Here is a 17,702-nt window from a genome sequence, read left to right on the forward strand (position 1 = left end):
GTCCCTCAAAACCCGCTTCCGGAACCAAAATCAGTCACCCAAACGGCCAATAAACCGTTGTTTTTTGGCGTTTTCTGACTATATTGCGCCGCAACGCGCAAGGTGCCCGGTCCTCTGACCGGGCTTCCTTTTTGGGGTGATGCGTCCCCGTCAAATTTCTTGGGTATGAGCGTGATCCGGGCCCCTGATGGGCCACGCGAGCGAGCGGCCGGCCAAACTGGTCCGGCGAGATCGCGCATCTGACCATTGCACGACCAGAAGAAGAGCCATGAACCTTCGCAACGTCGCCATCATCGCCCACGTCGACCACGGCAAGACCACCCTCGTCGACCGCCTGCTGCAGCAATCCGGCACCTTCCGTGAGAACCAGAAGGTCACCGAACGCGCCATGGACTCCAACGACCTGGAGCGCGAGCGCGGCATCACCATCCTGGCGAAAGCCGCCTCGGTGCAGTGGAAGGACATCCGCGTCAACATCGTCGACACCCCCGGCCACGCCGATTTCGGCGGTGAGGTCGAGCGCATCCTCAACATGGTGGACGGCGCGCTGGTGCTGGTCGACGCCGCCGAGGGTCCGCTGCCGCAGACCAAGTTCGTGGTGTCGAAGGCGCTCAAGATCGGCCTGAAGCCGATCGTCGTGATCAACAAGGTCGACCGCCCCGATGCGCGCCCGACCGAAGTCATCAACGAGGTGTTCGACCTGTTCGCGGCGCTCGACGCCAGCGAGGAGCAGCTCGATTTCCCGATCCTCTACGGGTCGGCCAAGCAGGGCTGGATGGCCGAGAGCCCGGAGGGTCCGAAGGACCTCGGCATGCAGCCGCTGTTCGACCTGATCGTGCGCCATGTCGAGCCGCCGAAGGTCGAAGAAGGTCCGTTCCGGATGATCGGCACCATCCTCGAGGCCAACCCTTATCTCGGCCGCATCATCACCGGCCGCATCTCGTCCGGCTCGATCAAGCCGAACCAGCAGGTCAAGGTGCTGGGCGCCGACGGCAAGCTGATCGAGAGCGGCCGCCTCACCAAGATCCTCGCCTTCCGCGGCCTTGAGCGCACGCCTCTCGAAGAGGCCGAGGCCGGCGACATCGTCGCGATCGCGGGCCTGACCAAGGGCACCGTCGCCGACACCTTCTGCGACCCCTCAGTCGAGACGCCGCTGCCGGCGCAGCCGATCGATCCGCCGACGGTGTCGATGTCGTTCATCGTCAACAACTCGCCGCTCGCCGGCACCGAAGGCGACAAGGTGACCTCGCGCATGATCCGCGACCGCCTGATGCGCGAGGCCGAGGGCAATGTCGCGCTGCGCGTCGTCGAGGCCGCCGACAAGGATTCGATGGAAGTCTCCGGCCGCGGCGAATTGCAGCTCGCGATCCTGATCGAGACCATGCGCCGCGAGGGTTTTGAGCTCTCGGTGTCGCGCCCGCGCGTCGTGCTGCAGAAGGACGAGGCGACCGGCGGCTGGCAGGAGCCGATCGAGGAAGTCGTGATCGACGTCGACGAGGAGCATTCCGGCGTCGTCGTGCAGAAGATGAGCGAGCGCAAGGCCGAGATGATCGAGATGCGCCCGTCCGGCGGCAACCGCCTGCGGCTGGTGTTCTACGCGCCGACCCGCGGCCTGATCGGCTACCAGGGCGAACTGCTCACCGACACCCGCGGCACCGCGATCATGAACCGCATCTTCCACGGCTATGCTGCCTACAAGGGCGAGATCCAGGGCCGCCGCAACGGCGTCTTGATCTCGAACGACCAGGGCGAAGCGGTGGCCTATGCGATGTTCAAGCTGGAGGACCGCGGCCCGATGATGATCGAGCCGGGCTGGAAGGTCTACAAGGGCATGATCGTCGGCGAGCACACCCGCGACAATGATCTCGAGATCAACGTGCTGAAGGGCAAGCAGCTCACCAACATCCGCACCACCTCGAAGGACGAAGCGGTGCGCCTGACGCCGCCGATCCGGATGACGCTGGAAAAGGCGCTGGCCTATATCGAGGACGACGAGCTCGTCGAGGTGACGCCGAAGTCGATCCGGCTGCGCAAGAAGCATCTCGATCCGAACGACCGCAAGCGCGCCGAGAAGGCCAAGGAAGCCGTAGCGTAAGCGGTGGCGTAAGCTATCGCGTAAACCAAACTGTCGTGCCCCGGCTTGACCGGGGCACCCAGTACGCCGCGGCCTATCGGCTCAATAACAACCGTCTCTGGAATACTGGATCGCCCGCTTTCGCGGGCGATGACAGTCATGCGTGAGGCCGCTTCAGGCCCGGCGGCGAACGTGCTAGAGCCGGGACATGAGTTCGCTTCCCTCCACGGTCGATGTTGCCATCATCGGCGCCGGCGCCGCAGGCCTCGGCGCCGCGCATGCGCTGAAGGGCACCGGCCTCTCCAGCATCGTGCTGGAAGCCCGCGACCGCCTCGGCGGCCGCGCGCACACGATCCAGGCCGCGCCTGACGTGGTGTTCGACGTCGGCTGCGGCTGGTTGCACTCGGCCGACCAGAACAGCTTTGTCGGCATCGCCAAGCAACTCGACTTCGAGCTCAACAAGGACCTGCCGCCGTGGCGCGAGCGCGCCTATGGCAAGGCATTCCCGCAGGCCGATCGCGACGCGTTCATGCTTGCGCTCGACGAATTCTACGATCGCCTCGAAGAGGCCGCGCGCAGTGGCAAGGACGGCTCGGCCGATCGCTACCTCGAGCCCGGCAACCGCTGGAACCCGATGATCGATGCGATCTCGACCTATGTGAACGGATGCGAGCTCGACCAGCTGTCAATCCTCGATTTCGACGCCTATGAGGACAGCAACGTCAATTGGCGGGTGCGGCGCGGCTATGGCGCGCTGGTCTCGGCCTACGGCGAACAAGTATCGGTCGCGCTGAACTGCGAGGTCAGGCTGATCGATCACTCCAGCAAGCGGATCCGCATCGAGACCTCGCGCGGCGTGCTGGAGGCGGACCGGGTGATCGTCACCGTGCCGACCAACCTGATCGCCGATGAGGCAATCCGCTTCTCGCCCGCGCTGCCGGACAAGCTCGATGCCGCGCGCGGGCTGCCGCTCGGCCTCGCCGACAAGGTGACCTTGGCGCTCGCCGAACCCGAGGCGCTGCCGAAGGAAGGCAATCTGCGCGGAGCCACCATGCGCACCGAGATGGGCACCTACCACATCCGCCCGTTCGGCCAGCCCTGCATCGAGGGCTTCTTCGGCGGCCGCTTTGCGCAAGCGCTCGAAGATGCCGGCGACGGCGCCATCGCCGCGCACAGTATCGACGAGATCGTCTCGTTCCTCGGCAATGATTTCCGCCGCAAGCTGCAGCCGCTCAGCGAATCCCGCTGGGCCCACGACCCGTTCGCTCGCGGCTCCTATTCGCACGCGCTGCCCGGCCACGCCGACAAGCGTGCCATGCTGGCCGCCCCGGTCGACGGCCGGCTGTTCTTCGCCGGCGAAGCGACGTCGCCGCATTTCTTCTCGACCGCCCATGGCGCGCGGGACAGCGGTGAGAGGGCGGCGAAGGAAGTGTTGTCCCGCAAGTAGCCGCATCGTCATTGCGAGCGAAGCGAAGCAATCCATTTCACCGCTTGCTGAGACATGGATTGCTTCGTCGCTTCGCTCCTCGCAATGACGGCAGAAACTACTCCAACACCCGCGCCCGCATGTCCGTGTCGGGCACGAAACACGTCTCATACTTGCCGAAGATCTTGTAGCGGTTGCGTGCGATGAGGCTGTAGACGGCGTCGCGCAGCGGTTTTGGCACCGCGAACAGCGCGCTTGTCCAGCCCCAGCCGGGGAGATGGCTCAGCACCGTCAGCGCGGCATCCGACTTCATCCAAGCGATGCCGCCATGGACAACGGCGTTGGTGTCGGGATCCTCGGGGTCGATGCCGAAGGTCTTCGCCAGCCGCGTGCCGTAATCGGACTGGATAGGGGTGAAGCGAAAGCGGCGAGCCTTATCTCGGGCGACGACGAAGCGGACCCAGCGCGAGCAGAAGATGCAGACGCCGTCGTAGAGGATCACGTCGTCGTCGGGCCAGCTCGTCATCTTGTTTTCCTTCGACGCGTTTTCTTCACGCGAACCGGTCCCACTTCGCTTGAAAACGCTATCGGTTATCCAATGTCAGCAGCGCCACCAGCATCAGCACGATCGCAGGTCCCGTCTTCACCAGCGCGCCGAGCGGCTCGATCCAGAGATCAGGCGTCAGGACCGCCGATCCCGCCATGTAGCCGAGCGAGGCAATGATGCCGGCAACAAGGCCGAACGCCGCGGTGCGGCGGATCACGATCAGCACACCGATGCTCATGTCCATCAGGCTGGTCAACACCGTCACCGGTCCGACCAGGGCAGGAGGGAAGTGATGCGCGCTCAGAATACCGGCGGCGGCATCATAGGAAATGACCAGCGCGATGAAACCGGAAGCAACCCAGAACAGCACGAGGCTTGCGAAGATCAGCGCCTTGATCAGGAACAGCCGCGCAAACCATTTGTCCTGGATCGTCGCGGGACGGCCGCCGACCGCCTGCGCGATCGTCTTCGGCACGATGCCGGTCGCTGCCATCCAGGCCGTGGGATCACCGGTGACGCCGCGGCGCAGCTCGGCGATCGCATTGGAGCGCATCGGCGGCATCCAGCCGAGACTGCTCGTGAGATCGCCGAGACGGGCGCCGAGATCGATCAGGAACGACGGGGACGCGATGCGAAAATGTTTCGCCGTGCCGAATGACCAGCGGAACTGGGCGATGACGCCGCCGAGCGAGACCGGCTGTGGCTGCATCAGGTCCCATGTCACCGAGCGCACGGCTTCGTCGGCGACATCGCGCGCCGCGAGCCAGGCGATAGTCGCGGCGATGTCCTCGACCGCAACCGGCTGGAACGGCGTTGCCGCCTCGTCGGCCGGCAAATCCACCGGCAGCGCCGCCAACGCGCGCAGCATGGCGCTACCGCCATAGGCCGATGGCGCAATCACAAAACCGGGGCGCAGGATCGCGTAGGCGATGCCGGACTCAGCGATCAGCCGTTCGGCCTCGCGCTTGGTGGTGCTGAAGGCCGTGCGATCCTCACTGGCTGCGCCGGGAATCGAAACGTGCACCAGACGGATGGCGCGATGGCTGTCGCGGATCGCTTGCAGCAGTCGCGCCACGAAGTCGCGATGCACCGCGCGCGTGTCGCTGCCCGGACCGTCCTGCAGCACGCCGAGGCAGTTCACGACGACATCGGCCTCATGCGTGCGAAGCAGTTGCGTCAGCTCAGCGACATCCATCGCCATCACGGGCAGTTCGAGGTCGGCTGCGCTCATCTTTTGTGCGGCCGTGAAATGCCGCGCGATCCCGATCGCGCGGAAGCCGCGCGCCCTCAGATCGTCGGTGACATAGCGTCCGATCAGGCCCGACGCGCCGAGCACGAGGATATTGTGTGATGCACCGTCACTCATGGGGCCCTAGACTATCGTGTGCCGTCATTCCGGGGCGATGCGAAGCATCGAACCCGGAATCTCGAGATTCCCCGGTGCGCAATTGCGCACCTGAGGTTCGCTCCGCGCCCCGGAATGACAACACTGGACTAGAATGGTTTCGCGATCATCAGCCAGAGGATGATCATCACCGAGCCGAAGCCGGGAATCCCGAACAGAAACCAGCGGCGAAACAGCGCAGCGTAACGCGGCGGCAGTGGAAGACCCTTATCGGCCGCCGCCCGTGCGAGGTCGCGCATCTCCATCTGCATGAAGACAACGGGAACCCAGAACATGCCGGCCAGTGCGTAGAGCGCCAGCGACAGCAAGAGCCAACGCTCGGTCAGACTGGTTGCCGACAACCACATCAGCAGCCCGCCGCTCACCGGCTGCAGCAGCACCGCGCTCAGCGTGAAGATCATGTCCGCGACCACGACGGTCGACGCCGTGCGCGCGATGAAAGACGCGCTTTGCGTGCGATGCGCCGCCAGCATGAAGAAGGCGATGCCGGTCCCGGTGCCGAGGATCACGATGGCGCCGAGCACATGCAGATATTTGATCAGGAAATAGAGCGTCATCGCAGTCCGCTCGCGATCGGGCCGGTTTAGGCGCGCACAAATGCCGCCGCTGCCATAGGCCGTGCGCGCGCAAAAATCCACTGCGGCTGCGCACCCGGAGTACCCACATCGCGCTTAGCCCGCACGTCAAATCCTCACGGCGAATCAGCCCCGAATGCGCTTTTTCCAAGCGCCGGCACTGTCATACTGCGCGCGCGATTCACGCTTTGCACAGGGCCGAACCAGCGATCGCTCGCTTGAACCCGGCAAGTGTCCTTTTTCGGAACAAGTTTTCATGACACTGATGCAAAAAGCCCACAGGTTAACCGATAATTAACGATGGACCTTGAAGGCGGCCCTCCGACTTGCTTTGATTAGATGCATGAGCACAACGCTAATCGAGGTCCGGCCAGCCAAAGCTGCAGACGCAGCCTCGGTGGCGTCTACCCATGACGAAGCCTGGCGCTCGGCGTATCAGGGCATAATCCCCGGCGCCGAACTCGAAAAGCTGATCAATCGCCGTGGCCCGCAGTGGTGGGACAGCGCCATCCGCAAGGGCAGCCGCGTCAGCGTGCTGGTGTTCGGCGACAGGATCGCGGGCTATGCCAATTACGGCCGCAACCGCGCTCGCAGCCTGCATTTCGAAGGCGAGATCTACGAGCTCTATCTGCGGCCGGAATTCCAGGGCCTCGGCTTCGGCCGGCGCCTGTTCGCCGCAGCCCGCCGCGACCTGATGCAGAGCGGCCTGAAGAGCATGGTGATCTGGGCGCTCTCCGACAACGAGCCGGCGACCGAGTTTTACCGCGCGCTGGGCGGCCGGATGGTGGCGCGCTCCTCGGAACGGTTCGGGCCTAAATCGCTCGACAAGGTCGCTTTCGCCTGGGCCAACTGAAAATCCTGCTTCTCTCGCAGCTGCGGCAAGGCTAAACCTGCCTGAGCGTTGCGCGCGACGGCCAGCCCGGCTCCACGGCCGGGCCTGATGCCGTTTTGCGGCCTGGCGGCGCCAAACAAAAAATCACATCATTCTCAACTTCCAAAAGGCCACGCGGAGCAATCCATGCGTATCGACGCCATATCGATCGGAAAAAACCCGCCCCACGACGTCAACGTCATCATCGAGGTTGCCGTCGGCGGCGAGCCCATCAAGTACGAGATGGACAAGGAGGCCGGCACGCTCGTGGTGGACCGCTTCCTCTACACGCCGATGCGCTATCCCGGCAATTACGGCTTCATTCCGCACACGCTCTCGGGCGACGGCGATCCCTGCGACGTGCTGATCGTCAACACCCGCGCGATCGTGCCGGGCGCCGTGATGAGCGTGCGCGTGGTCGGCGTGCTGCTGATGGAAGACGAGGCCGGCGGTGACGAGAAGATCATCGCGGTGCCGTCATCGAAGCTGACCCAGCGCTACGACAAGGTGCAGAACTACAGCGACCTGCCAGACATCACGCTGCAGCAGATCCAGCACTTCTTCGAGCACTACAAGGATCTCGAGAAGGGCAAGTGGGTGAAGGTGCTGCGCTGGGGCGACGCCGACGAGGCCCGCAAGCTGATCCTCGAAGGCATCGAGCGCGCGAAGAAGAAGTGACGGCGTAGCCGTCATTCCGGGGCGATGCGTCAGCATCGAACCCGGAATCTCGAGGTTCCGGGTTCGCCCGCTCCGCGAGCGCCCCGGAACGACATCACTACACCGCGGGCGCCGGCAGGCCGGCAATCGCGCAGGCAGCGCGCAGCGTGTTGACCAGCAGGCACGCCACCGTCATCTGTCCGACGCCGCCAGGCACCGGCGTGATCGCGCCGGCGACATTGAGCGCTTCCTGGAATGCGACGTCGCCGACCAGCTTCGGCTTGCCGCCGGGCACTGGAATGCGGTTGATGCCGACATCGATCACGGTCGCGCCCGGCTTGATCCAGTCGCCACGCACCATCTCCGGACGGCCGACCGCGGCATAGACCAGGTCGGCCTGGGCGCAGAGCTTTGCCAGATCGCGCGAGCGCGAATGCGCGATCGTCACCGTCGCGTTCTCGTTCAGCAGCAACTGCACCAGCGGACGGCCGACCAGATTGGAGCGGCCGATCACGATCGCGTTCATGCCCTCGAGCGAGGCATGCACGCTCTTGGTCAGGATGATGCAGCCGAGCGGCGTGCAGGGCGACAGCGCCGCCAGGCCGCCGGCGAGCCGGCCGGCATTGTTCGGGTGCAGGCCGTCGACGTCCTTGGCCGGGTCGATCGCGTTGATGATGGTCTCGGTGTGCAGCGATTTCGGCAGCGGCAGCTGCACCAGGATGCCGTGCACCAGCGGATCGCGGTTGAGCCGCGCGATCAGCGCCAGCAGATCGGCCTGCGACACGTCCTCCGGCAGCTTGTGCTCGAACGAGGCCATGCCGGCGGCCTGGGTCTGGGTGTGCTTGCTGCGGACATAGACTTCGCTCGCCGGATCGTGGCCGACCAGCACCACGGCGAGCCCCGGCGTGAGCGCATGCTCGCGCTTGACGCGGGCGACCTCGTCGGCGACGCGGGTGCGAAGCTCGGCGGCGATGGCTTTTCCGTCAATGATGCGCGCAGTCATGTCAGTCCTTCGTCTTTTGGTTCGGCCCGGCCGCCGTCAGCTTACGCAAGGTCTCGCCGAGACCCTTCGGGTCGCCGGCCACCGCCACCTGCTTCAGCCGCGAGGTGGCGCCGGACAGCAGCTTCACCCTGGCCTTGGGCACGCCGAGCGCCTTGGCCAGCAACTCGGTCACAGCGCGGTTGGCCTCGCCGCCTTCCGCAATGGCACGCACCCGCACCTTCACCACCGAGCGGCCGTTGGCCAGCGTTTCGATCCCGTCGATGTCGTCGCGGCCGCCGCGCGGCGTCACGCGCAAGGCGATGCTGATGCCCTCGGTGGAGTAGCGCCAAGGCTCCATCAAAAAGGATCCATCAGCGGCGGTCCATCGGCGCAGGATCAGATCACGTTGGGATAGATGTAATAGGCGATCACCCGCTGGAGGAACATGATGATCAGGATCACAATGATCGGCGAGATATCAAGGCCGCCCAGATTCGGCATCACGTTGCGAATCGGCCGCAGCACCGGCTCGGTGATCCGGTACAGGAACTCGGCCACCGCCGAGACGAACTGGTTGCGCGTGTTGACCACATTGAAGGCGACCAGCCAGGACAGGATGGCGGAGGCGATCAAGAGCCAGACATAGAGGTCGAGGACGATGATGACGATGTCGAGAACAGCGCGCATATGTTGGGGGCTCGCGGGTGGGACGACCAATTGAAGCGCAACGAGACCGGACTGAGCCGCCATCGCGCGTCTTGTTTGAGCAGGATCTTTTCGGAAAACCGCTACACGCTTTTCGCTAACGCGGCCTGCCGGGTCCGGATCATGCTCTAAATATCGGTTCATTCCCCCGCAAACAAGGGAAGTTCCCGGCGAGATGGGCTGAAAACCGTTGTTTCACCGTTCTTGACTTGGCCTTGGGCCGGACTGTAAATGGCGCCCGACTGACGGCCGGGATACTCAGCAACACCCGGCCGCGATGGGGCCATAGCTCAGCTGGGAGAGCGCGTCGTTCGCAATGACGAGGTCGGCGGTTCGATCCCGCCTGGCTCCACCACGCTTCGCCCTTCGGGCTACGCGTGGCGCAGCCACGCAGGAGCCTGAAGGGCGAAGCGTGGTGTCCGGCGAAGCCCAACGGGCGAAGACGGACTAAACCCCCTCCCCCCTCACGTCCCCGTAAACCGCGGCGGCCGCTTCTCCACAAAGCTCGCGACGCCTTCCCGGAAATCATTCCCCTTCAGCGCGATCTGCATCTCGCGGTTGGCGTCGATGGTGGCCTCGGCGAGGGTCTGGAACGGCACTTCGTAGACCTGGCGCTTGATCACCGCGATCGCGCTCGGGGAGACGAAATCGGCGAGGTCGCGGGCATAGGCGTAGGTTTCCTCGCGCAGCTTCTCCGGCGGCGAGAGCCGGTTGACGAGGCCGATGCGCAGCGCCTCCGCGGCCGACACGCGCCGTGCCGACATCAAGAGATCGAGCGCGTTGGCATGGCCGACGATGCGCGGCAGCATCCAGCTGATGCCATGCTCGGCGATCAGGCCGCGCCGTGCGAAGGCAGTCGTGAACACCGCGCTGTCGGCGGCGAAGCGCAGGTCGCAATACAGCGCGTGAACCAGGCCGATGCCGGCGGTGGCGCCGTTGAGCATCGCGATCACGGGCTTCTTGATGGCGGGGTAGTAGGCGTAACGCGTCTGCCAATCGGCGCGGCGGTTCATGTCGAACGGAATGCTCTCGCCGCGCCTGACCTCGTTGGGATCGATCCCCTGCAGCGCTTCCATGTCGGCGCCGGCGCAAAAGCCCCGGCCCGAGCCGGTCAAGATGATGACGCGAACATCGTCGTCGTTCGATGCAGCCTCCATCGCGTGGCGCACGTCGCGCTCCATAATCGCGGTCCACGCATTCATGCGGTCTGGGCGGTTGAGCGTGATGGTCGCGATCCGGTCGCTGACCTCATAGAGGATGTGCTGGTAGCTCACGGCGATCTCCCTGTGCCTTGTTGTTATTGATCCGCGCGGCGAGCCGCGCGCGGCAACCGACAGTAGCACATCCATCAGAATGAATAGGCGCCGCGAAATTCCGCGCGGCGGCTATTCGGCGGCCTGCAGCAGCACCGGCTGCGGCACACGCGCGATCCAGCCGTCGATGAAATGCTTCAGCCACGCGCGCTCGGCGGCATCGTGCACCGCGCGCTCGGCGAAGTGCAGATGACGCGGTTGCGCGCCAGGGGAATCCATTCGCGCGCAACCGCGCGCGGTCCAGCGATGCATCATCGCGTAGGTCACGTCGGGATGGAATTGCAGGCCGAAGGCGTTGCCGAACTGGAACGCCTGCACCGGAAAATCGTCGCCCGCTGCAAGCAGGTCCGCGCCCTCGGGCAGTTGAAATCCCTCGCCATGCCAATGATAGACGCGCGCCGGCCAGTCCGGGCACAGCGTGCGGCCCGCTTCCGTCGGCCTGACCGGGTAATAACCGACCTCGACACGGCCTTGCGGATGCGGCGCGACGCGCGCGCCGAGTTGCCGCGCCAGCATCTGTGCACCGAGACAAATGCCCAGGAACGGGCGCTGCTCGCGCAAGGGAATTGCGATCCAGTCGATCTCGCGCCGTATGTAGTCGTCGGGATCATTGGCGCTCATCGGGCCGCCGCAGATCACCGCGCCGGCATGCGCGTCGAGCGTTGCGGGCAGCGCGTCACCGAAGCGCGGACGGCGGATGTCGAGCGGGTAGCCCAGCGCACGCAGGGCGTTGCCGATCCGGCCGGGAGTCGAGGTCTCCTGATGCAGCACAATCAGCACCGGCCGGCGCGAAACCTGATCCAAGGTCTGATCCCAAATCTGATCTACCGGCGTGACCGCGGCCGGCCTTCGGTTTGCGAAGGGCACCACGACACGGGTTTGGTCAGACCGGAACGACATTGCCTCTGCTTGAAGGTTTGGCCTCTGCTTAAGGATTCGGCACGTAAGGTGCGATCATAGCTAAGTGGTCGTTAACATCGTGTGAGTTTGCGCACAGACGCACGAAGCAAATCGCGGGCCAGAAACAGCCTTAACGACGATCGAGGGACGTTTCGGGGAGAAGCGAGCAGCGGCTAGCGCTTGCGGAGCTGGAAACCGCCGACCGCCGTCAGGATGAAGGAGCGCGGAAACAGCCGCAGCAGGAACGGCACGACCTTGATGAAGGCGCCAGGCAGCACGGCACGCTTGTTTGCCATCAAGCCGCGATAGGCCTGGCGGGCGACCTCATCCGGCGCGACGTTGAGAATCGCGGAATCGAAGCCAGGCGCGAAGCCGGCGCGGTCCTGGAACTCGGAGGGCACGGGACCCGGGCAAACCACGGTGACGCGCACGCCCTTCGGCGCCAGCTCACAGCGCAATGCCTCGGAGAACGAGAGCACATAGGCCTTGCTGGCATAGTATACGGCCATGCCGGGGCCGGGCAGGAAGCCGGCGATCGAGCCGAGATTGAGGATACCACCGCGGTTGCGAATCAGCTGATCCGCAAAGCGCAACGTCAGGTCGGTCAGCGCGCGGATGTTGACGTTGATGATGTTGAGCTGCTCGGCACGGTCGCGCTCGATGGCGAGGCCGAACAGGCCGAAGCCGGCATTGTTGACGAGATATTCGACCTCGACCCCGGCCTCGGTCAGGGCCTGCGCGATCCGGTCGCCCGCATCGGTCTGCTGCAGGTCACAGGGGATCACGATCGGCGCCGCGGCGCCCTTGGCCCCGAGCTCGTCGGCGAGCGCCTTCAGGCGGTCGGCGCGCCGCGCCACCAGCGCCAGCCGGTGACCATTCGATGCAAACACGCGCGCCAGTTCGGTGCCTATGCCCGCCGATGCCCCGGTTATCAGCGTCACACGCTCAGTCACGTTTCAAACTCTTACTGCAAATTCTAGTGAGGTCCCCAACAAGGCGACGAGAGCATAGGCATGCGGTGGGACGCAAGCCGTGTATGGGCTTGTGGACAGCGGCCGGTGCGCCGATTTCGGGACGAAACGACCAATTTTCAGTCGGATCGCCCCCAATCGCGGCCGACATTAAAGTTTCGTCATCCGTGATGCCGGCGACGATGCTCCCGCTCGCGCGGCTGACCGTGTCAGATTGCCGCGTCCGCCGTGCCCCAGGGGCCTTTCGGCAGCTCCGCCTGCTTCTCGGCGACCCGGTGCTTGAGGTCGATGCGGTCGCGTGAGGAAATGCCGAGCAGATCGGCAGCGCGCCAGACCACATTGTCCTCGAACTCGCTGACCTGGCCGTCGGCATAGACCAGCTCCCACATCATCTCGACGATGCGCAGCCGTCCCTCCTCATTCACCGAGCGCATGATCACACTGGTAAAGTGATAGAGATCCACCGCCTCGCCTTCGACGCGCATCGCGGACGCTATCAACTTGTCGGCGGTGCCGGGATCAAGCTGGAAACGGCTCTCGATCAGGCTGTGCAGCTTGCGCGTCTCGGCGGGCGTCGGCTCGCCGTCCAGCGAGACGACATGCACCAGCAGCGCGGTGGCCGCCAGGCGATAGTCGCCGTCATCGAAGTTGCGGTCGGCCTTTGCATCGGGGGAGACGATATCGGCAATGAATTGGCGGAGTCCGTCGAGCATCGCTCTCTCTGTCGAATGAAGAAGTCTTTGATCAGGAGCATCATCTGTCTGGAAAACCGCTACACACTTTTCCGGATCATGCTCCAAAATCTATATGGCGTGGAAACAGAACCGGCGCAATCCGCGCGGGTTCCCGCTGCGGCATTACGTTTCGGCAAGCATTACATATCTGCAATATGACTACGGTATCTCGTACACCACGAGCTTGTCGGCAATGCCGCGCAGTGCGGCTTCCTTCTGGATCGGCTTGATCGCCGCGCGATCGAGGATGCCCGCAACCTCCGCCGATTCCATCACCGGCTGGGTCAGATGGATTTCCTGCGACGTCGACAGGCTCTGCACCCTGGCTGCGATATTCACGGTCTGGCCGAAATAATCCTGCCGCTCGTTCAGCGTCACCGCGAGGCACGGCCCCTCATGGATGCCGATCTTGACGACCAGATCCTCCTTGCCGCGCTCGGCGTTGAGTTCTTTCATCGCAGCCCGCATGCGCAGGCCCGCCGACAATGCGTGCTCGGGCCGGATGAAGGTCGCCATCACGGCATCGCCGATGGTCTTCACGACCGCACCGCGCTCGGAGGCGATGATCTCGAGCAGCGCGTGGAAATGCGCGCGCACCAGATCGAACGCGGCGAGATCGCCGACCCGCTCATAGAGCGCGGTCGAGCCCTTGAGATCGGTGAACAGGAAAGTCAGCGCGGTGATCTTCAGCCGCTGGTCGACGGTGAGGTTGTCGGCCTTGAACACGTCGCGGAAGGTCTGGTTCGACAGCATCCGCTTCGCGGTGAGGATCGGCTTGCGCTTGCCGAGCAATTTGTGCAGCGGATCGCCGGCGATCCATACCGATGGCAGCACGCGAACGTCAGCGTGATTTTCCAGCGAGAGCCGCAGCGGCCCGGGCCGCATCGTCGAGGTGCCGGTCGGCGCGTGTGTCTTGTTGAACGCGATCGAGAACTGCTGACGCTCGGTGGTCGGCTCGCCCTCGATGGCAAAGAAGTGCGCCGAATGCGTCACCGGCTCGAACACGATGACGAACTGGTTGGGCAGGTTGAGCGACAGGATCGCCTTTTCACCGGGCGGCAGCTCGAGCCCTTCCAGCGTCACCTCGTTGATCAGGGTCGACACCGAACTCTCGTCGAACTCGATCCCGGAACTCCAGAACATCTGGCGGAAGTATTCCCAGATCGGCAGCGTGTTGGGATCGTGCGCGGCAATGTGCCGGACGCGCGGGCTGACGGTGAAGGCAACCTCGACCAGCTCATCGACCGAGGCCTCGTAGCCGGCCGCGCACAGCGCGCAATTGTAGTCGTCATGGCGCAGCGACTTCAGCGTCGTGTGGGCATCGAGCACGCCGCCACAGCCCGGACACAGCACGTTCCAGCTCATGTCGAACAGGCCGAGCCGCGACGCATGAAGGAAGCCGGAGATCACCTTCTCCTGGTCGAGCCCGGTGCGCCGCGAGAAATCCAACACGTTGATGCGATTGAGCTCGCGATCATGGCCATCGGCGATCAGCTGCTGCATGGCATCGACGACGGCCGGATCGGTCGTCTGCTTGAGGACTGCGAAACTGGCCTGTGTATCGCTCATGGTGAGCCCTTAAGTGAGCATTGCGACATCGCCGCGCAAGGTCAGCGCGGCTTGATCGTGAACACCGGAGAGCGGTTCGGCTGAGTCGTCACCACGCCGATCGGAATCACCGGATCCTTGTCGGCCAGCGCGACGCGGAACGCGCCGACGATCTTCGCGAGCGCGAGCGTCGCCTCGACCAGCGCAAAATGCGCGCCGATGCAGACCCGCGCGCCAACGCCGAACGGCAGATAGGCAAAGCGATCGGGCGGCGTTCCCGTCAGGAAACGCTGCGGCACGAACGCATTCGGGTCGCGCCACAACTTTTCATGCCGGTGCAACAGCCACGGCGCGATCAGGATTACGTCATGCTTCCTGACCGGACGGCCCATGATGGTGTCGGGACCGCCCGCCGCACGCGCAATCAGGAACGCCGGCGGATACAGCCGCATGGTTTCGTCGATCACCGCGCGGGTGAACTTCAACTGCTCAATGTCGAGCGTGCCATCTGCTGCCACGCTCCTGACTTCTGCTGCCAATTGTTCCTGGGTCTCGAGATCGAGCGCCAGCAGATAGAGCGCCCAGAACAGCGCGGTCGCGGTCGTCTCATGGCCGGCCAGGATCATGGTCGCGACCTGGTCGCCGAGCTGGGCATCGGTGAAGGCCTGGCCGGTTTCAGGATCGCGCGCGGCGCCCATCAGATCGAACAGGTCGCGGGCCGGCGCGTTGTCATCCTTGCCGGCAGCGCGGCGCTCGGCCATCAGCATGCCGACGAATGCGGTCCAGCGCTTGCGGAAGCGGGCGCGCCGGAAATCCTGCGGGGTCGGCCAATTCACGGGCAATAGCAGGTCCAGCATGTGCGGCCGCGCCAACGTGTCGCCATACTCCATCACGAAGTCGCGCAGCGCGGCGCCGTGGCGATCCATGCCGAACGAGAACATGCTGCGGCCGGCAATCTCCAGCGTCATGCGCTGCATCACTTCGCGTAGATCGACCGGTCCACCGCTCGCGGTATTCAGTTTGGCGATCGTCTCGTCGACCGCCGCGATCATGTAGGGGACGAGCGTCGTCACCGCGCGCGGCGTGAATGCCGGCGCCAGCGTGCGGCGCTGATGCTTCCACGCGCGGCCCTCGGCGATCAGCAGTCCCTCGCCGAGCATCGGACGCAGCACGCGCAGGCCGGCAGGCGTGCGGTGGTAGTTCTCGTAATTGTCGACCAGCACATGGCGGATCGCATCCGGTGTGTTGAGGATGAAGCTCGAGTGGTTGAAGAAGCGGCCCTGGACGATGTCGTCCTCATAGGCGCGCTGGCCCCAGGTCTCGATCGGCGAGTTGCGCATCACCCGCATCCGCTGGAACGCGCCCATGTCGGCAGGCGCGCGCGGCGGGGCCGGCGGGACCAGGGGACGCCGCGTGACCGTGATATCGTAGACTTCGGCTATGCTCATGGTCCTCGCTTCCTGCCTCACGCAACGGCCGATCCGGCCATGCGATCCCGGCGCCATGAAGGCACGCGGACCCTCTACCAGACCTAATAAGTCAGCTCGGCGACCGCAATCCGGTTCTCGGACGCCGGCCAGGCCCGCATCACGATGCGCTCGGCGTTGAAGATCGCGGCCACCGGACGGCCGACCTCGGTGGCGGCGAGCCGCAACGTCGTCACCGCGTCCGTCGGCACGCCGGATTTGACGTCGGACGGCTCCTTGCCGTCGAACAGCACGATATCGCGCGGCAGCCCAAAATAACCGCGCGGCCGCGACATCAGCACGACGGCGCCTGCACCGGCATCGGCCGGCTGCATCGGCCGCGCCGCGCGCAAATGCACGATCTCGGAAGAGCGCGGAAACGGCGAACGATAAATGTGCGTCGTCACAGCTCCCGAAGAAGTCAGCACGAACTCAAGCGGCCAGGACGGATCGACCTGCGCCGGCCCCCAGCGGCCGTCGGCGCCGGTCTGCGAGCTGTGCAGCGGGCCGCCGATGCGCTCGCCGGTCTCCGCCGACACACGATAGATATCGACCGTTGCGCCCGGCACCGGCCGGTTGGTCGGCGCGCCGCCCGGCGTGCCCGTGACGAGGCCGCTCAACCGCACCGCCGTCTCCGGCACGATCTCGATCCGCGACGGCTCACGCCCGGCGATGAATTTGTAGATCTCGCGAAAGGCGCGCGGATGATACGCGGTCTCGCGATGATCGACCGCGCCGAGCACCAGATTGGTCGCGCCTTTCAGCGCCGGGCCCTCGGTCGTGACGTTGGTCGGCGTGCCCGGCTTGCCGATGAAGCGGCCGTCGGCTTGCGCATATTTGTCGAGACCATCGCTGCGCAAGGTCAGGAAGGCGGTGCCCGCGGTCACTTCGCTGTCGCCGTCGTTCAGCCCGCGCAGGAACGGGCCGCGCCCGTTGAACTCGTTGCCGAGGCCGTCGTCGGACGCATACACACCGTGATTGGGCGTGCCACACAGCACCGCGTGGCTGATGTCGCCGCCGCCACCGTTCTTGATGGTGTTGCGGATCGCATTGCCGCCGCGCGAATTCCCGACCAGGGCGATGCGCGCGGCGCCGCTCGTCTGCTTCAGCTCCTTGACCGCCTCGGCGAGTGCGCGGCGCTGGTCCTCGGTCGAGGAGCGGCCCGCCTGTTCGACCTGGTCGTCGGCACGTGCGAGGGGATCGATGAAATTGATCGCAGCCATGCGCTCGCGCGGCACGCCGTTGCACTCCATCCGCCACAGCGTCGTCATCCAGAGCGCGGCGTGATCGCCATTGCCGTGCACGAACAGGATCGGCGGGATGTCGCCGGCCGGCGCGGACTGGGCCAAGGCCGGGGCAGCGAGGCGGCCGGCCAGCAGGGTAAGGGCGCCGGCCCCTTGAAAAAATCTCCGCCGCGACAGCGCCATTGGTCCCCTTCCCCAAGCCTTTCAGGGCTTTAGCTGTGTCCTACACCCGTAAAGGATACCGTAATCGCTGGACAGGACACGCGTTTGCCGGGCATCAGTTG

At 65.0% G+C, this 17,702-nt stretch carries 17 protein-coding genes and 1 tRNA gene; 5 read left to right on the forward strand and 13 right to left on the reverse strand.

Features of this window, described 5'->3' with window-relative positions:
- Nucleotides 1-268: 268 nt before the first annotated feature.
- Together typA and QDT69_RS14980 are read left to right on the forward strand one after the other, a co-directional pair.
- Complete coding sequence (typA, locus tag QDT69_RS14975) at nt 269-2,095, forward strand: translational GTPase TypA (protein ID WP_050425748.1); 1,827 nt, start codon at nt 269-271, stop codon at nt 2,093-2,095.
- Nucleotides 2,096-2,282: 187 nt separating this feature from the next.
- Complete coding sequence (locus tag QDT69_RS14980) at nt 2,283-3,521, forward strand: NAD(P)/FAD-dependent oxidoreductase (RefSeq protein WP_279707281.1); 1,239 nt, start codon at nt 2,283-2,285, stop codon at nt 3,519-3,521.
- A 97-nt stretch (nt 3,522-3,618) separates the two neighbouring features.
- Here the strand turns inward: QDT69_RS14980 and QDT69_RS14985 are convergent, their stop codons facing one another.
- From QDT69_RS14985 to QDT69_RS14995, 3 genes are all read right to left on the reverse strand, one after another.
- Entirely contained in the window at nt 3,619-4,026 is a 408-nt protein-coding gene (locus tag QDT69_RS14985) for a thiol-disulfide oxidoreductase DCC family protein (RefSeq protein WP_279707282.1), read from the reverse strand.
- 58 nt (nt 4,027-4,084) lie between these two features.
- The gene (locus QDT69_RS14990; protein ID WP_279707283.1) at nt 4,085-5,413 is read right to left on the reverse strand and encodes an SDR family oxidoreductase; all 1,329 of its coding nucleotides are present in this window, start codon (nt 5,411-5,413) and stop codon (nt 4,085-4,087) included.
- 128 nt (nt 5,414-5,541) lie between these two features.
- The gene (locus QDT69_RS14995) at nt 5,542-6,009 is read right to left on the reverse strand and encodes a DUF2269 domain-containing protein (protein WP_279707284.1); all 468 of its coding nucleotides are present in this window, start codon (nt 6,007-6,009) and stop codon (nt 5,542-5,544) included.
- Nucleotides 6,010-6,370: 361 nt separating this feature from the next.
- On the opposite strand from QDT69_RS14995, the gene QDT69_RS15000 reads away from it, so the two are divergent.
- A complete protein-coding gene (locus tag QDT69_RS15000) occupies nt 6,371-6,880 on the forward strand; it encodes a GNAT family N-acetyltransferase (RefSeq protein ID WP_021078234.1) in 510 nt (169 codons plus the stop codon).
- A 165-nt stretch (nt 6,881-7,045) separates the two neighbouring features.
- Nucleotides 7,046-7,576: an inorganic diphosphatase gene (gene ppa, locus QDT69_RS15005; RefSeq protein WP_016847249.1), complete on the forward strand. Its 531-nt coding sequence runs from the start codon at nt 7,046-7,048 to the stop codon at nt 7,574-7,576.
- Between the two features lie 97 nt (nt 7,577-7,673).
- On the opposite strand, the gene folD is transcribed toward ppa, so the two are convergent.
- From folD to QDT69_RS15020, 3 genes are read right to left on the reverse strand one after another with little or no spacing between them, the layout of a single operon-like run.
- On the reverse strand, nt 7,674-8,558 hold the full coding sequence (gene folD / locus QDT69_RS15010) for a bifunctional methylenetetrahydrofolate dehydrogenase/methenyltetrahydrofolate cyclohydrolase FolD (protein ID WP_279707285.1): 885 nt from the start codon (nt 8,556-8,558) through the stop codon (nt 7,674-7,676).
- A 1-nt stretch (nt 8,559) separates the two neighbouring features.
- Nucleotides 8,560-8,895: a DUF167 domain-containing protein gene (locus QDT69_RS15015; protein ID WP_146986124.1), complete on the reverse strand. Its 336-nt coding sequence runs from the start codon at nt 8,893-8,895 to the stop codon at nt 8,560-8,562.
- 38 nt (nt 8,896-8,933) lie between these two features.
- A complete protein-coding gene (locus tag QDT69_RS15020) occupies nt 8,934-9,224 on the reverse strand; it encodes a YggT family protein (protein WP_050425753.1) in 291 nt (96 codons plus the stop codon).
- A 297-nt stretch (nt 9,225-9,521) separates the two neighbouring features.
- On the opposite strand from QDT69_RS15020, the gene QDT69_RS15025 reads away from it, so the two are divergent.
- Nucleotides 9,522-9,597, forward strand: a tRNA-Ala gene (locus QDT69_RS15025).
- A 109-nt stretch (nt 9,598-9,706) separates the two neighbouring features.
- On the opposite strand, the gene QDT69_RS15030 is transcribed toward QDT69_RS15025, so the two are convergent.
- The 7 genes from QDT69_RS15030 to QDT69_RS15060 all read right to left on the reverse strand — a co-directional run bounded on the left by QDT69_RS15030 (nt 9,707) and on the right by QDT69_RS15060 (nt 17,601).
- The gene (locus tag QDT69_RS15030) at nt 9,707-10,516 is read right to left on the reverse strand and encodes an enoyl-CoA hydratase (RefSeq protein ID WP_279707286.1); all 810 of its coding nucleotides are present in this window, start codon (nt 10,514-10,516) and stop codon (nt 9,707-9,709) included.
- Nucleotides 10,517-10,627: 111 nt separating this feature from the next.
- Entirely contained in the window at nt 10,628-11,455 is an 828-nt protein-coding gene (locus QDT69_RS15035; protein ID WP_279707287.1) for a glutamine amidotransferase, read from the reverse strand.
- Between the two features lie 173 nt (nt 11,456-11,628).
- Nucleotides 11,629-12,408, reverse strand: coding sequence for an SDR family oxidoreductase (locus QDT69_RS15040; RefSeq protein WP_279707288.1), 780 nt, complete (start codon nt 12,406-12,408; stop codon nt 11,629-11,631).
- A gap of 227 nt (nt 12,409-12,635) precedes the next feature.
- Nucleotides 12,636-13,139 (reverse strand): TerB family tellurite resistance protein, encoded by a 504-nt coding sequence (locus QDT69_RS15045; protein ID WP_279707289.1) that lies wholly within the window; start codon nt 13,137-13,139, stop codon nt 12,636-12,638.
- 180 nt (nt 13,140-13,319) lie between these two features.
- Entirely contained in the window at nt 13,320-14,729 is a 1,410-nt protein-coding gene (locus QDT69_RS15050; protein WP_279707290.1) for an adenylate/guanylate cyclase domain-containing protein, read from the reverse strand.
- 41 nt (nt 14,730-14,770) lie between these two features.
- Nucleotides 14,771-16,156 carry a cytochrome P450 gene (locus tag QDT69_RS15055; protein WP_279707291.1) on the reverse strand — a complete coding sequence of 462 codons (1,386 nt, stop codon included), beginning with the start codon at nt 16,154-16,156 and terminating at the stop codon, nt 14,771-14,773.
- An 83-nt stretch (nt 16,157-16,239) separates the two neighbouring features.
- Nucleotides 16,240-17,601, reverse strand: coding sequence for a hydrolase (locus QDT69_RS15060; RefSeq protein ID WP_279707292.1), 1,362 nt, complete (start codon nt 17,599-17,601; stop codon nt 16,240-16,242).
- Between the last annotated feature and the right edge of the window lie 101 nt (nt 17,602-17,702).

It is taken from the genome of Bradyrhizobium sp. CER78 (assembly GCF_029846235.1).
GTDB lineage: Bacteria > Pseudomonadota > Alphaproteobacteria > Rhizobiales > Xanthobacteraceae > Bradyrhizobium.